Here is a 13,485-nt window from a genome sequence, read left to right as displayed (position 1 = left end):
CGAACGGGCGGAGCGCCACGGCGCGAATCCACAAGGAGGAACACGATGAAACCAGTACGGCATCTCGTCGGAGGGTTACTCGGCTCGATCACCCTTGTCATCGGCCTGGCGGGCAACAGCCAGGCGGACTCGGGCGACTTCACCCTCAAGAACGCGAACTCCGGTAGATGCCTCTCCGTCCCTGGGACATCGACGGATTTCGCGTATCTCAACCAGTTCAGCTGCAACAACTACGCCGACCAGTTCTGGTACTGGGAGGCCGGCCTCTATGACGAAGACGGAAATGTCTGGTATAAGATCGTCAACCGGCACAGCGGGCTCTGCCTCTCGGTCGACGGGGCATCCATGGATGACTACGCCAGAGTGACGCAGTACCCATGCGGTGGCTACTTCGACCAGTACTGGCGGGAGGGGCCCTACGACGCTCTCACCAAGGGTTACCAGATCAAGAACTTCAACAGCGGCAATTGCCTCGCGGTCCAGGACGGAAGCACTGCCGAGGCCGCGCCGGTCATCCAGTTCCGCTGCGGCAGCTGGAAGGACCACTACTGGCTGATTCACTGACAGCGGCCCAAGATCCACCGACGGGTACCAGGGCCTGCCGAGATCGCGGCCGGAAGGCTGTGAGCCGCCGCGCGTTCCGTGAGCCGGGCAGTGTCCAGGACGATGTGTCGGCCCTGACCGAACAGGTATGCCTTCAGCGCCTCGTAGTGGACCGGCGCGGGCGCGGCGCTGGAGGCAGCCCGGTACACCGGTGAGAGAAGCGCGGGTCAAAGACGGCTCGATACGCGCCGTTCCGGAATTGCCACGGGCGACCGGTCCTCCGGTAGGCGGGCCCGGAAAGGATGCCGCCGCGCGTACATCGAACGATCAGCCTGCTGTGTGAGGGGGAGGCATGGACGCTTCGGAGTTGGCGGCCGCAGCCGTCGGCCGATTTCCGGCGGTCGTGACCGGTGCGGCGGGAAACGCGCTCGGTCGGAGCGGAGGAGACGCTGTCGCCGAGCTCGTCCGCGCCCGCCTGGGTGGGAACCCGCGCGGGGAATCGGCGCTACGGGAGCAGGCCCCGAATTGTGAGAGTGAGGGGCCGTGGCTCCGGGCGGGTGCCGATGGCGGGCATGGCCTGCTACGAGCCGGGTGAGCGATCCTGGCTGACCTAAGCGATCTGCGAGTACCGCGGCTGCAAGGGCATACCGGAGGGCTTCGGCCGACACGACGTCCGCGACCTGGTCACCCGCGCCCGACCTCGGCCGGACCACCCCAGCCGTGAAACGCAAGCCCAAGATGTTGCAGTACCACCCCGAAGCGATCGACGGCTGCCTCGCGGGCACCGGTACGGCCCTCTGACTGAAGCCGCGCGGTCAGGAACAGTCTGAGCGGTAGGCGAAGGGCCTGTCCGGGCAGCTGGTGCATTCGAACAGGTAGATGCCGCCCATGTCGCCGAGCATGAGCCCAGGCGGGCATTGGATCTCGGTGCGTTGTCCGTAAGGAAGGTCCCAGATGGTCCCCGTGGCCGGGGTGTCCTCGATGGGCAGCCACGTGCGCCAGCTCTCGCCGTCGAACTCGGAACTGTTGATCGTCAGGAGATGCTCCATGCGCACACTGCATGCAGGGCACGTCGGCCAGTTGGGCTCCTGCGTCCACGTCGGGTACCCGCCGACCTTGACACCGTCCGACACGGAGAGGTGGTACCAGTAGGACCAGCCGGTTTCCTCCTCCAGTTGTTCGAACCTGGCTTCGAGCGCGTCGGCGACCTCGTCCGGGAGGTCCCAGTTCGGGTAGTCGGCAACGGGCTCAGGGTGCAGGACGCACGGGTTCGGAAGGTAACTGTTGTCAGGGCCGGTCGGGCAGGGCGGGTCGGCCGGCCGCAGGTCGCTCAGGGAGCTGTGCCGCCAGTACATCTCGGGGCGGGGAACGTAACCGTCCTCATGGTCGAAGGGGCACCAGAGCACCTGCAGCAGATCGGCGGTGCTGGGGAAGGCCAGGTCGGGCACATCGGACGCGAACAGCTGGAGGACCGGGACGAGCGGGATCGGTCCCTGGGCAGGAGGGGAGAATGCCGTGCGTGGGTGGTCGTCCTCGCAGTGGGGCCAGGGCTCCGAGAGCGGCCAGAGCACGGGCCCACCGAGCGAACTCTCCCGCGCGCTCGGATTGCCGGGGCGCGGATGCAGACGAACGGCCGTCTTCCGGTAGTCGGCCACCTCCGGGAACAGCGTCTCGACATCGAGCGGACGTGGCGGGGTGGTGCGAGCCATCGGACGTGCTCCTCACAGACCAAAGCGCTGGCGCGGCCACGACCGAGGCCGCGGTGGGCTGAGAGTAGCCGCACGGCCCGTCGGACCCACCAGCAGGCCCCGTTCTCGGCCACGGGGCACTTCGCGGTCAGCTCCGCCAACACCCGACATCACGAGTCCACGTTCATGAGCCGGTCAAGGACTTCCCTGGGGCGAAGCTCCAGCCGGCGGAGGCTGGATCGGCATAATCACGACATGGGCAAGGACATCCAGGGGTTCATCGAGTGCCGCCGCGACCATCGAGGCCATGAGACGGATTCGTTCTGGCACGCCGCCATCGACCTGGACCATCTGAAGGTGCCGAGGAACTACGACGCCTTCGGCTCCCTCTTCGGCGTCTGCGACAACGAGCAGTTCGTGCCGGTGGCTCCTGTCCGCGGACTGCCCGCCGACGCTTCGAACCGCGTTCGCGACGGCCATCGAACGACAGCCGGGCGAAGTGCCAGCTGGATCAGCTGGGCAGAGCTCGGACGGGTCGACTGGGACGAGGAGTCCGCCGGGCCCGATGCCTATGTCCGCGAGTACTGCCGTGATCCGCAAGGCGACTGGCAGTTCCTCCAGCGGCACTGTTCCGCTCCTCGCCGATTCGTCGGCCTCTGCGGACAGTCGGCTCACATCGCGGCCCGGCCCAGTGAGCACTTCCCGGAGGGCTCCCAGTGGATCGATGGGGACCGGATGTTCCGTGTCGAACGCCTCAGGCGCCGCGACGCCGTGCCCGACGAAGAGTGGGGACCCGTCTGGACCGTCATGCGCACCCTCGCCGAACTGCACGGTGACGACGAGGTCAGGCTGGTCGTCTGGTTCGACGACTGACGCCACCCCACGGCCCGGACGAGGATCCCGGCGATGTGCCGCGCGGCGAGACGGACCGTGACCGCCCTGTCGCACGGCAGGGGGCCGGTCCCGGAGCGACCGGACCCCTGCGATTGTCAGTGCCGGGTGCGATCCTGCCCCCATGGACGAGCTGATGCGGCAGCGGCGCGTGTACGGCGCCGACCACGACGACCCCGATCCGGGGCCCCGGCCGGGGCATGTCTACCGGGAACTGGTGGGCGGCCCGCTCGACGGCCTGCTGCTCGACGTGACGGGGTGGACGGACCGGGAACTGCGCGAGGGCGCGGCGCTGACCACCGAGATCGGGCGTTTCGGCCCCGGCGGCAAAGCGGAGTACGGGCCCAGGGACAGCGACCCCGACCGCTGGGACTGGCGGGGTGACACCCCCTGAGCGCGGTTCGCCGGGCCTGATCGGCCGAACCGCTCGATACTGGAGGCATGGCGCAGAAGACGTTCCGATCGCGGGAGCCGTCGACCCTGACCGTCAAGGGGCGGAGCGTACGCATCCGCACCATCGGGGTCGTGGTGCTCGCGGCCCTCGCGATCTGGTTCATCGCGGCGAACACCGGCTCGGTCGCGATCCGGCTCTGGATCCCGTCGGTCACCCTGCCGCTCTGGGCGGTACTGGCGGTGACGCTCCTCGTCGGCCTGGGCATGGGCGGATACCTGTTCCGCCGCCGTACCAAGCGCTGACCCCGGGGCACCGAGCCCCCGGGGTCGCACACGTCCGCCGTACGAGGCCGGAGCCAGGTCGCCCAGCCAGTGGCTCGTCACGCAGCCTTGGTCGGGTAATGCGTCCAGGCGCGGATGGGTGAGTCAGGGCCGAAGTTGGTCTTCGGTTCAGCGCGGCGTTGCGCCAGCGGATGTAAGCGGCGATGGCGGCGTTCCGTTCGTCGTGGCTGCGATGGTCGGTGCCGTTGAGTGCGAAGTAGCGCAGGGCCGCGAACTCGGCCTCGATCCAGTTCAGCCGGGATCCGTAGGTCGGCAGGAAGACCCGTTCGACCTGGTGGCCGGTCGCCCAGGCGCGGACGTTTGCATGCTTGTGCGGGGAGAAGTTGTCCACCACCACATACAGCTTCTCTCCGGGCCAGCGGGAGCGCAGACTCTTGAGGAGGTCGAGGAACTCGCGCCAGCGCTTGCGCAGGCGGATGCGGTAGTACAGCTTGCCGGTGGCTGGATCGAGGGCGGCGAGCATGTGCCTCGCGCCGCTTGTGCGGTTGTAGGTGGCTCGCAGTCGGCGCGGACGCCTCACCGGTCCCCACGCCTTGCCCTTGCGGGGCATCAGGTTTAGCGGCCCGAACTCATCGACGCATATCACCCGTCCGTCGGCGGGCGGAGTGTCGTACAGCGCCAGGATGCGGTGCATCTTGGCGATGAACTCCGGGTCGGTGGACGCCTTCCAGGTAGTGGTGGTCTTCCAGGAGACCTTGCCCTCGCGCAGGATCCGGCGCAGGGTCTCCCGGCTGATGGCCGCGGTCGTCCTCTGCTTGATGAGGTGGTCGGCGAGCTTGCTCAGGCTCCAGGCGGAGAACGCGGTGATCCTCCAGCCGGCAGGGGACGTCCGGGCGATCAGACAGATGTGCTCGCGCACCTGGTCGCTGATCGTCTTGGGGTGTCCCCCGCTCCATTTTGGGTCCAGCGCGTCGAACCCCCGCTCGTTGAAGGCGTGGATGACATCACGGACGTGGTCTTCGCCGACCCGCATGAGCGTGGTGATGTCCTTGACCGTCTGGCCTTGGGCGGACATCAGCACCACGAACGCCCGGCGGAGTTTCGCTGGGTTCTTCGCGGTCCGGGTGATCCGATGCAACTTCCGGCCCTCGTCCACCGTGACGGGCCGGACGAACACACTCGGTCTACGTCCCACGGCCACCTCCAAGACCAGGTCTTGGAGACAGTCCGCTGATCGACGAGCAGTGGGTCGATTGCCCGGCCAAGGCCGCCTGACGAGCCGCCAGTAGGCCGGAGGCCGTCACTCCGACGCCGGTGTGGTGATCCGCTTTGCGAACCAGTGGTGGGCATAGGGCTCGTCGTTGAAGGCGGCGACCTCCTGGAAGCCACAGGAGTGGTAGAGACCGATCGCCGCGGTGAGCGCCTTGTTGGTGTCCAGGTGCAGTACGTCGCAGCCCTGCTGGGCAGCTCGATTCTCCAGCTCTGCCAGGAACCGGCGGCCGAGCCCGAGGCCCCGGGTGCGGGGCGCGACCCACATGCGTTTGATCTCGGCCGGGTCGCCGGGGGGCAGCTTCAGGCCGACGCAGCCAACGGGTTCGCCGTGCAGCCGGGCTACCAGGAACAGGCCGTGCGGTGGCCGGAGTTCGCCCGCGTCCGGCAGCAGGCTCCGTGCGGGGTCGAAGCCGGTCTCGAAGCATTCTTGCAGCTCGGTGAAGTAGGACCGCAGGCAGTACTGGGCATCGGGGTGGTCCGGGGCAACCGTGTCCAGCGTGACCGTCGCGGCGGTCAGCAACCGGTCGACCTCGGTCATGGCGGCGACCAGCCGGGCGCGCTGGGCAGAGTTGAGCGGCTCCAGGAGAGAGCTGGCCAGCTCGTCACTGCGGCCGTCGAGCACGGCGCGCTCAGCGCGACCAGCATCGGTGAGCCGGACGGTGCGCACCCGTCTGTCCCGGGGCTGCGGCTCCACCGTCACCAGGCCGTCGGTCTCCAGGGATCGCAGCAGTCGGCTGACGTACCCGGAGTCGAGCGCGAGGCGCTCGCGCAGCTGCCGTACGTCCTGGCCCTCCTCGCCGATCTCCCAGAGCAGCCGGGCTTCACCGATGGGCCGGTCGCGGCCCAGGTAGTGGTCGTGGAGCACGCCCACGCGTTCGGCGACGGTGCGGTTGAACCGCCGCACCCAGTCGATCTGCACAGCATCCATTCTCTGACTCTAGTCAGAGAACCGTGTGCGGAGCCAGAGAAGGGCTTCAGCTTTCACCGAGACGTTGGCCGACATTCGGAAGACGGACGCCGGACCGCAGGTCCATTACCGGGTCGACGATGCGAGCCGAGCCACTAGGGCGTGTTTCGAAAGTGGCGTGGTCTGCCCGGAGGGCAGGTCCGGGGGTGTCCGGTGCGTGCGATCGCAAGGCGGAGGGTCGCCCCGATACTGGATGTATCGGGGTGATCCCGACAACGCGGCGAGTGTGCGTGCCGGGCGCCCCCGGGCAGACGGGACTTTCGAAACACGCCCTAGGTGTGTTGTTCGGGCAGGTCGGGGACGCGGCTGGCGGGTGGTTTGCCTTTGAGCGCGGTGTGTCCGCGGTGGTGATTGTCGGTGTGTAGCCAGTGGGGGAAGGCGTCGCGTCGTTCCTGCTCGCTGCGGTAGGGGCGGGCGTAGGCTCATTCGTCGAGCAGGGTGCGGTTGAAGCGTTCGACCTTGCCGTTGGTCTGCGGCCGGTAGGGCCGGGTGCGCTTGTGGCTGATCCCGGCGGCGGTGAGCAGGTCGCGCCAGTCGCGTGAGCGGTAGCAGGAGCCGTTGTCGGTCAGTACCCGCTCAACGGTGATTCCGGCCTGGGCGAAGAAGGTGTGGGCCCGCTGCCAGAAGCCGGTTGCGGTCTGCTTCTTCTCGTCGGTGTGGAGGTAGCTGTAGCCGACGCCGGAGCGGGTCTTGCGGCCCGCTTGACGGCCCAGAGCCTTGTGGCCGCCGCCGTCGGGGATGTTGCCGAGCTTCTTGATGTCCACGTGGACGAGTTCGCCCGGCCTGTCGCGTTCATAGTGGCGTATCGGCTGGCCGGTCGCGCGGTCCAGGTGGACAAGCCGGGCCAGACGGCAACGGGTCAGTACACGGTGCACGGTGGAGGGGACGAGCCGAAGCAGACCCGCGATGCGAGCCGGTCCCCAGCGACGCAGGACGCGGACTTTGATGGTCCGTCGCTCGGTGCGGGTCGGCGTCCGCCGTGGACTGTGATGCGGGCGGCTGGAGCGGTCGGTCATGCCCGCCTCGCCGAGTGCCCGGTAGCCGTCGGCCCACCGCTGGGCCGTTGTCGGCGAGACCTGGAAACGTTCCGGGGCCCGGCGAAGAGTCCAGCCGTCCTCGACCACGCAGCGGGCCAGACGCAGGCGGCCGGTCTCGGCCAGGGGTGCATTACGGTGGGGCACGAGGGCCTTTCTGTTGGTGTGGACGTCGCAATCCACACCGAACCGGAAGGCCCTCACCCATTCAAGATCCCCCAGCCGAGACCTGGCTCGCCTGTCCACAACCTTCCCGGACAGAACAGCGGTACGGCCCGATGACGTTGGTGCGCCGGAAGACCTCGACGAACCCCCGGTCGACCTGGATGTACAGACGGTCGGGCTGGAAGACCTTCAGCTTGGCCGCTTCCGACTCAGACCACCCTCCGGCCGGCGAGTGCGGCCACCTCGGTGAAGTACGCGCGGAACAACGGCTCGTCGCCGGGCGGTACCCGGAACGCGGGCGAGGTGCTGTACCAGAAGGCGGCCGGGTCGGTGCCGTAGAGCACGGCGCTCGGATCGCGTACGGTGCCGATGAACAACTGGCCGGGCTTGTCGGGTTTCTTGTAGTGCACCAGTGCCCCGAGCCACTGCAGCGGCACCCGGAGCTCGGATCTGCCCATGGTGAACAGTTCGAACACCCCCCGGTCCAGGCGCAGATGCAGGTTCTCGTAGTCGAACGTCAGCGGCTCCATGGCGGGAAGATAGCCCGCTTCCGGGGCGTGGTCCACGGCTCCCCGGTGGCCGGCGGCGGGTTCGAGGCGCCGGTGCCGGGCGGCATGGTGTGGGTGCTGGGCACGGAGCTGCTGGTGCCCCGGCTGGCCGGGGCGGTACGGGGCCGCCCGCACCGCCACCCCTCCGGCAGGACCGAGTCGCCGACCTGACGGCCGACTGCCCGTGCCGCCCGAAAACGCCCGGCGGGGGATTCCCCGCCGGGCGTTCGTGCGTCGGTGAGACGGCTCAGAAGAGCATCTCGCCGGCGGGGAAACTGGTGCCGATCTCGTCGCGGGCGGCGTAGCCCCCCGCTCCGTCGCACTTGTAGTAGTAGAGCTTGCCGGCGTCGTCGCGGCCGACGAGGTCGGGATGGTCGTCGTTGTTCAGGGAACCAGGGCCGATGAGGGCGGTGCCGTAGACCCCCCAGCCGGTTCCGATCTCCTTCGGGGCCGAGAGGCCGCCGGTGACCTTGTCACGCGTACGGAGCAGGAGGCGCCCCGTCTCGGCGACCGTGATCAGTTCGGGGCCCGGGGAGTCGGTCCCGACGAAGTCGCCCGCGACAATGGACCTGACGGTCTCCCAGGTGGTCAGGTCGGCGAGGAGCTCACGCGGCTTGTAGGAGTCCGCGCCGAGCCCCTTGTGGAGCCACAGTTTGTCTGCCCTGCGGGTGATCAGGTCGGCGGTGCCGTCTGCGTCCCAGTCGCCCGCGGCGACGAGCAGGTCGTCGTTCTCGAAGCCGGATCCGGCCAGGGTGCGGCCGGCCCCGCCGGAGTACGAGCCGTCCGCGCCTTCCCGGTAGTGCCAGAGCCGGCCCGCGCTGTCGATGGCCACCAGGGTCGTTCCCTGGCGGGCCACGTGCTTCATCGTCTGCCAGCCGGAGCCGACCTTGCACGGTTTGGCCAGGACGGCGCTCTTCGCGGTCGGGATGCCGGCGTAGCGGTAGAGGTTGCCGTTCACGTCACGGCGGAAGACCGCCCCCGGGTTGCTGCTGGGCGTACCGCAGTCCGTCCAGTACGCCGCGGCGCGTACGGGCAGGTGGTCCGAGACGAACCTCGTGTTGGTCGGGCTCCTGTGCGGTTCGGCCGTCACGTCGGACACCTCGCCCTTGAAGTGGGCGGAGCTGAAGAAGGTGTAGTCGATCTTCTTCTCGAGTACGCGCGGGGTGCCGTCGTTGGAGGGGGTCTCGTCGAATGCGGGGTTGTTGTACTTGGTGTACTCGCCCTGGCGGCAGGGTGAGGCGCACTTCTCGCGTGTGTCGCCCTCGGTCATGGTTCCGGAGGATCCGGACTCGTCCGACGCGATGTCGTAGAAGTAGTCCATGACGTCGTTCTGGGGGGACGAGTTGAAGTCTCCGCCGAGGATGACGGGGATTCCTTCCGCCTCCCATGCCTTGACCTGGTTGGAGAGTTTGACGGCCTCCTGTTGCATGACCGTCCACCCGTTGCCTGCGGTCCCGGCGTTGGGGTTACCCCAGTAGAGGTGCACCGAGCACGACCAGGTGAGCCGGTTCTGTACCCACGCCTTGATACAAGGGGTCCTGATGTTCTCCACGTAGCTGTTCGGCATGAGCGACTTGATATCTGCGTACGAATGCAGCTCGAAGTCGTGGTTGGCGTCGACGATCAGGCCCCTGACGAAGACCGCCATTCCGTAGTCCGACACGACGCCGGTGACCGGGTCCTTGCAGTTCGGGCCGAGGTCGGCCGCGTTCTTCGTCGGGACCCAGTTGCCCGTGTATCCCTTGGGCTTGAGCGAGGATTCGAGATCCGTGTACTGGTACTTGCACACCTCGACGAGGAAGACGAAGTCGGGGTTCCAGCCGCTGCCCGTCGTCTCGTCGAGGAGGGCCGCGTAGCGGTCCTCGTTGCCGGCGACGCTGACATCGCATCCGCCGGTACCGCCGCTCCCGCACATGTTGTAGGTCAGGGTCCTGACCGGTGGCGCCGAGGACGGGCTCACCGTGTCCGCCTGGGCTGGAGGAGCTGCCAGCAGGAGGCTCATGCCCAGCAAGGCCATGAGCCCCACTATGGCGCGGAAAAGTCTTGCCTGTTGCATGCGGTTTCCCCCATGGGAGCTACTGGCCGGAAGCCAGAAGGGTAACGTCCGGCTCTGCGGGCGGAGCGGAACTGGTGTGGGTTCGGGCGGAGGACCGTCGCCGTGGCTCGACCGCTCCGGAAACCGCACCGAATTCCTTCGGGAAGCACTCGAACGGATCGCCCGCGGCGACCTCCCCCACCACCGCCGCCCCGTCCTCGAACAGTGCGATGAATTCCCGTTCGCTACCACCTACCGGGGCGCCGCGGAGCCCCTGTCCGAGCCTGCGGCACCCAACCCTCACTTCCGACGTCACAGGCCAGGACATCACGAATCACGCCGACACAAACGACTGTCGCTGCCGCGCCCGAGGTCAGGCACTCCTCCCTTTCACTGGCCGCAGGCGGCCAGCGGGGCGAAAGCCCTCAGAGGATCCACAGTGGACCTGAGCCCGGTTCGCGATCAGAAGATCGCGATCGGATTGACCGCGAGCCCCGTGGTGCCCGTGATGCGAGGCGGCGCGAGGACGAGCATGAAGCTCCACCGCTGCAGGGAGGCACACAGGTCGGCGAGGTCGTCGAGGTTGGCGGCGTCCACCAGAGGCAGACCGAGCCGTGCCAGTGCGACCTGGTGCATCGGCATCGGGAAGCTTGGTGGGCGGGCGTCGCTGATGTCACCGATATAGAGAGCTGCACCGTGTTCGTCCAGCCACTCGACGGCGCTGAGGTCCAGCCCTGGCACGGGCTGCGTCATGGGCTGGTTCACGTCCCAGCCACCGCGGACGACGATCGCGTCGCCTGGGTGCACCGACGTCCCTGCTCGGTCGAGCGCCGCATTGAGATCTGTTCCGCTGACACGGTGGTCCGCCTCGAGACTCCCGTGATCGGGGGCCAGGTCCAGGAGAATGCCCCGTGTGACGATGCCCCCGGCGGCGTGGTCGGCGGAAGCATGACGTACCCCGGTCGGCGTGATGGCGTCCTGAACCGGGACGCCTGGATAGACCTTGTCGGCAACGGGGATGTGAGAGAGCGCGTCGAAGTGCGTGAGTCCGGCGTTGTGCGTGTTGATGAGCAAGGAGTCCGTGAGGGCCACGGGCCGGGCTCCATTGAAGTTCACGACCCGCATGACGGGCGCAGGCATCGTGGCGGGACTTCCGACGGGTGCGAGGCCGGTGGTGAGCGGTACGGGGGTGGTCGGACGTGCGAGGCTCACGGAGGTCGCGTCGTGCACCTCGGCGGCGGCGCGTGACCGTGCCGCGTCGTCGATCAGGTTGAGCGCACCGATCTCGTCGGCGTCACCCCAGCGTCCCCAGTTGAGGGGCAGATCGTTCTCGGTCATCCGAGTCTCCTTCCTTGGCTCTGTCGTCGCCGCAGCATCTTGCTGCGGCGAAGCCCTACCGCACCCGCCCGTCCTGCGTGCTCCCTGCTACACGGAGGGCGGTGTCCGTCGATCACGCGCGTGCCGGCTTCGACGTGTGGAGGCTCGTCAGCCGGTTCAGGGCAGCGTGGAGACTGAGGCCTCCGGTGCCACGGGCGCTGAGGTAGCCGTCGGGACGGACGAGGATCCAGTCCCCGTCGTTCGCGGCCAGTGTGTCCCGGACCCGGCCGTCGGGGTCCCACACACCGTGGTCGTCGTCCGGGCGTTCCTGGCTGACCGTCACGATGTCCATCCAGGCCGGCAGCGACCCGGTCGCGGTGGTGACGTGATCCTTTCCGGTGGTGTCCTTGCTGCCCGGGAAAACGAGCAGGTGCCAGTCGGGCGTCCTGAGTTCCGCACGCAGGGCCGTCCAGCCGGGGGACTGGGCGTCGGCCGCCGAGAGCTGCGTGAGCCGCTCGCCGGGTCGTGGGCCTTCACCCGGCTCGTTGCCGGGTACCGTCAGCGGGCTGTCGGGGTAGGCGATGGCCAGCCCCGACATGTTGCGGATGAGCCGGCGCATGAAGCCGCGATCGGTCTCCCGGGGGTCCCCGGTGTGCTCGGTGGTGCCGTCGACCATGGCCGTGTTCATGACCTCGCCGGTGGAGGCGAGCAGGGCCTGGCCGATGGGGACGCGCTCGGCGTCGTAGGTGTCGAGCAGCGTGGCGTCGGCGTGGCCGTGAAGGACCATGGCCAGCTTCCATGCCAGGTTGTACGCGTCCTGGATGCCGGTGTTGAGGCCCTGTCCGGACGCCGGGGAGTGGACGTGAGCAGCGTCGCCCGAGACGAAGCACCGCCCGACGTGCATTGCGGGGACCGCGCGCTGCTGGATGGTGAACTTCGACGTCCAGGTGGGAGTGTCCACGACGGTGGCGCGCCCCAGAGCCTGCGACAGCTTGGCGCTGAACTGGCGGGCGATCTGCTCGGGTTGCTCGGCATCTCCTTCGCCGGTCGTGTCCAGCAGCCGCCACTTTCCCGGTTCCGGGAAGGGGAACAGCATCAGCGCGCCGCCCTGCGGGAACAGCCAGTGCACGCCGTCGATGTCCATATCGGTGTGCACGATCGCATCTGCGATCAGCCACGTGTGGGCGGATTCGCCCTCCAACGGGAGCTGGAGGGTCTTGCGGACGGCCGAGTGCCCGCCGTCACAGCCCCACAAGTACCGTGCGCGCACGGTCTCCACGGCCGCTTCGGCGCCGGCGCCGAAGCGCAGCACGGCCGTGACGGCGGCCCCGTCCTGCTGGAACGACTCCAGCTTCGTGTTCCACTCCACCGCGACGCCTGCCGACGCGGCATGCGCGCGCAGGACGCGCTCGATGATCACCTGGTCGACGTTGAACATGTACGGGAAGCGCGTCGGCAGACCGGCGAAATCGAAATCGAGCCGGTTCGGACGGCCGCCCTGATGGCGGATGAACGCGTTGACCCTCGTTCCGTGCGGCGCTACCTCGCCGAGAATCCCAAGCTGGTCGTAGATCTCCAGGCTCCGGGCGTGGGAACCCAGCGCACGGCTGGTCGTCGCCGGACCCGTTGCGGCATCCACCAGGCGGACCGACACCCCCGACCGTGCCAGCCGTGATGCCGCCATCAGTCCGACTGGACCAGCCCCTGCCACGAGGACATCGACGTCATGGTCTGTCATGCGACGCTCCCTGTGTAAGCTTAGCTGACACAGGGATTTTATCGCACGACCAAGGAGGCCCGCGAACCATGACGGCCGAGGATTGCCCTGACACATACCTGCCGCTGCCCGTACTCCTGCAGCGAGGTGCCCGCTGGTTCTCCGATGAGCTCGTGTCGCGCTTGGAGGCTGCGGAAGTGGCCCCTGTGACACCGGCGCACACGACCGTGCTCGCGCACCTCCGACACGACGGGTCCCTGAGCATCGCCGAACTGGCCCGCCGCGCTGGTGTCACCCGCCAGACGATGCACCGCGCGGTCACGCAGCTCATCGACGAAGGTCTCCTGACCAGCACGCCGGGGCCCGGATTTCCTCGTAGCACCCTCATCCGGTTGACCGACGCCGGATGTCGGCGCCGTGACGTCGCCCTGGGCATTCTTCGTGGTCTGGAAGAGGAACTCGCCGGCCGACTGGGGCCCGCGACCGTGGCGGAGCTTCGCGACGCCCTGACGCGAGCGTGGCCCTGCTGAAGCTCGCCCACGCCACCGACGTCACCTGCGACGATGCCCACCGGAGGCCGCGCAGCGGACGTTCCGGCGCACACCGCGCACGTCCGCCCCGGACGCCCCGGCC

The 13,485-nt window shown here is 68.4% G+C and carries 13 protein-coding genes and 1 pseudogene; 6 read left to right on the top strand and 8 right to left on the bottom strand.

What is annotated here, in order from left to right:
• The first annotated feature begins 45 nt into the window (after positions 1-45).
• Positions 46-564 carry an RICIN domain-containing protein gene (locus ACIQGQ_RS27205; protein WP_402400131.1) on the top strand — a complete coding sequence of 173 codons (519 nt, stop codon included), beginning with the start codon at positions 46-48 and terminating at the stop codon, positions 562-564.
• A gap of 794 nt (positions 565-1,358) precedes the next feature.
• On the opposite strand, the gene ACIQGQ_RS27200 is transcribed toward ACIQGQ_RS27205, so the two are convergent.
• Positions 1,359-2,252: a DUF1963 domain-containing protein gene (locus tag ACIQGQ_RS27200; protein WP_402400128.1), complete on the bottom strand. Its 894-nt coding sequence runs from the start codon at positions 2,250-2,252 to the stop codon at positions 1,359-1,361.
• 234 nt (positions 2,253-2,486) lie between these two features.
• Here ACIQGQ_RS27200 and ACIQGQ_RS27195 point away from each other — a divergent pair, with 234 nt between their 5' ends.
• From ACIQGQ_RS27195 to ACIQGQ_RS27185, 3 genes are all read left to right on the top strand, one after another.
• Positions 2,487-3,104 (top strand): hypothetical protein, encoded by a 618-nt coding sequence (locus ACIQGQ_RS27195; RefSeq protein ID WP_402400125.1) that lies wholly within the window; start codon positions 2,487-2,489, stop codon positions 3,102-3,104.
• A gap of 142 nt (positions 3,105-3,246) precedes the next feature.
• Entirely contained in the window at positions 3,247-3,516 is a 270-nt protein-coding gene (locus ACIQGQ_RS27190) for a hypothetical protein (RefSeq protein ID WP_402400122.1), read from the top strand.
• A gap of 47 nt (positions 3,517-3,563) precedes the next feature.
• Positions 3,564-3,818 carry a DUF1049 domain-containing protein gene (locus ACIQGQ_RS27185; protein ID WP_402400119.1) on the top strand — a complete coding sequence of 85 codons (255 nt, stop codon included), beginning with the start codon at positions 3,564-3,566 and terminating at the stop codon, positions 3,816-3,818.
• Here the strand turns inward: ACIQGQ_RS27185 and ACIQGQ_RS27180 are convergent.
• The 4 genes and pseudogenes from ACIQGQ_RS27180 to ACIQGQ_RS27165 form a co-directional block, all read right to left on the bottom strand.
• Positions 3,727-4,992: an IS630 family transposase gene (locus ACIQGQ_RS27180; RefSeq protein ID WP_402400117.1), complete on the bottom strand. Its 1,266-nt coding sequence runs from the start codon at positions 4,990-4,992 to the stop codon at positions 3,727-3,729. The genes ACIQGQ_RS27185 and ACIQGQ_RS27180 overlap by 92 nt on opposite strands.
• 105 nt (positions 4,993-5,097) lie before the next feature.
• Positions 5,098-5,997, bottom strand: coding sequence for a GNAT family N-acetyltransferase (locus ACIQGQ_RS27175; protein ID WP_402400114.1), 900 nt, complete (start codon positions 5,995-5,997; stop codon positions 5,098-5,100).
• 311 nt (positions 5,998-6,308) lie between these two features.
• Positions 6,309-7,217 (bottom strand): annotated as a pseudogene (locus tag ACIQGQ_RS27170) (IS481 family transposase).
• A gap of 227 nt (positions 7,218-7,444) precedes the next feature.
• Entirely contained in the window at positions 7,445-7,765 is a 321-nt protein-coding gene (locus ACIQGQ_RS27165; protein ID WP_402400111.1) for a hypothetical protein, read from the bottom strand.
• A 27-nt stretch (positions 7,766-7,792) separates the two neighbouring features.
• Between ACIQGQ_RS27165 and ACIQGQ_RS27160 the strand changes: the two genes are divergently transcribed.
• The gene (locus ACIQGQ_RS27160; RefSeq protein ID WP_402400108.1) at positions 7,793-7,954 is read left to right on the top strand and encodes a hypothetical protein; all 162 of its coding nucleotides are present in this window, start codon (positions 7,793-7,795) and stop codon (positions 7,952-7,954) included.
• 76 nt (positions 7,955-8,030) lie between these two features.
• Here the strand turns inward: ACIQGQ_RS27160 and ACIQGQ_RS27155 are convergent, their stop codons facing one another.
• From ACIQGQ_RS27155 to ACIQGQ_RS27145, 3 genes are all read right to left on the bottom strand, one after another.
• Entirely contained in the window at positions 8,031-9,800 is a 1,770-nt protein-coding gene (locus tag ACIQGQ_RS27155; RefSeq protein ID WP_402400105.1) for an endonuclease/exonuclease/phosphatase family protein, read from the bottom strand.
• 480 nt (positions 9,801-10,280) lie between these two features.
• On the bottom strand, positions 10,281-11,156 hold the full coding sequence (locus tag ACIQGQ_RS27150; protein ID WP_402400102.1) for a cyclase family protein: 876 nt from the start codon (positions 11,154-11,156) through the stop codon (positions 10,281-10,283).
• Positions 11,157-11,268: 112 nt separating this feature from the next.
• Positions 11,269-12,873 (bottom strand): FAD-dependent monooxygenase, encoded by a 1,605-nt coding sequence (locus ACIQGQ_RS27145; RefSeq protein ID WP_402400099.1) that lies wholly within the window; start codon positions 12,871-12,873, stop codon positions 11,269-11,271.
• Between the two features lie 68 nt (positions 12,874-12,941).
• On the opposite strand from ACIQGQ_RS27145, the gene ACIQGQ_RS27140 reads away from it, so the two are divergent.
• On the top strand, positions 12,942-13,382 hold the full coding sequence (locus ACIQGQ_RS27140) for a MarR family winged helix-turn-helix transcriptional regulator (RefSeq protein ID WP_402400096.1): 441 nt from the start codon (positions 12,942-12,944) through the stop codon (positions 13,380-13,382).
• Positions 13,383-13,485: the final 103 nt, after the last annotated feature.

Origin of the sequence: Streptomyces sp. NPDC092952 (genome assembly GCF_044754785.1) — a bacterium.
Lineage (GTDB): Bacteria > Actinomycetota > Actinomycetes > Streptomycetales > Streptomycetaceae > Streptomyces.
This window is presented reverse-complemented; position numbering and strand designations above follow the sequence as displayed.

What these genes read in the sequence shown, in the direction of transcription:
- ACIQGQ_RS27150 (WP_402400102.1), bottom strand. Translation starts at nt 11,156, where the DNA reads ATGACCGAGAACGATCTGCCCCTCAACTGGGGACGCTGGGGTGACGCC.
- ACIQGQ_RS27175 (WP_402400114.1), bottom strand. Translation starts at nt 5,997, where the DNA reads ATGGATGCTGTGCAGATCGACTGGGTGCGGCGGTTCAACCGCACCGTC.
- ACIQGQ_RS27195 (WP_402400125.1), top strand. Translation starts at nt 2,487, where the DNA reads ATGGGCAAGGACATCCAGGGGTTCATCGAGTGCCGCCGCGACCATCGA.
- ACIQGQ_RS27200 (WP_402400128.1), bottom strand. Translation starts at nt 2,252, where the DNA reads ATGGCTCGCACCACCCCGCCACGTCCGCTCGATGTCGAGACGCTGTTC.
- ACIQGQ_RS27155 (WP_402400105.1), bottom strand. Translation starts at nt 9,800, where the DNA reads ATGGCCTTGCTGGGCATGAGCCTCCTGCTGGCAGCTCCTCCAGCCCAG.
- ACIQGQ_RS27165 (WP_402400111.1), bottom strand. Translation starts at nt 7,765, where the DNA reads ATGGAGCCGCTGACGTTCGACTACGAGAACCTGCATCTGCGCCTGGAC.
- ACIQGQ_RS27145 (WP_402400099.1), bottom strand. Translation starts at nt 12,873, where the DNA reads ATGACAGACCATGACGTCGATGTCCTCGTGGCAGGGGCTGGTCCAGTC.
- ACIQGQ_RS27190 (WP_402400122.1), top strand. Translation starts at nt 3,247, where the DNA reads ATGGACGAGCTGATGCGGCAGCGGCGCGTGTACGGCGCCGACCACGAC.
- ACIQGQ_RS27140 (WP_402400096.1), top strand. Translation starts at nt 12,942, where the DNA reads ATGACGGCCGAGGATTGCCCTGACACATACCTGCCGCTGCCCGTACTC.
- ACIQGQ_RS27185 (WP_402400119.1), top strand. Translation starts at nt 3,564, where the DNA reads ATGGCGCAGAAGACGTTCCGATCGCGGGAGCCGTCGACCCTGACCGTC.
- ACIQGQ_RS27205 (WP_402400131.1), top strand. Translation starts at nt 46, where the DNA reads ATGAAACCAGTACGGCATCTCGTCGGAGGGTTACTCGGCTCGATCACC.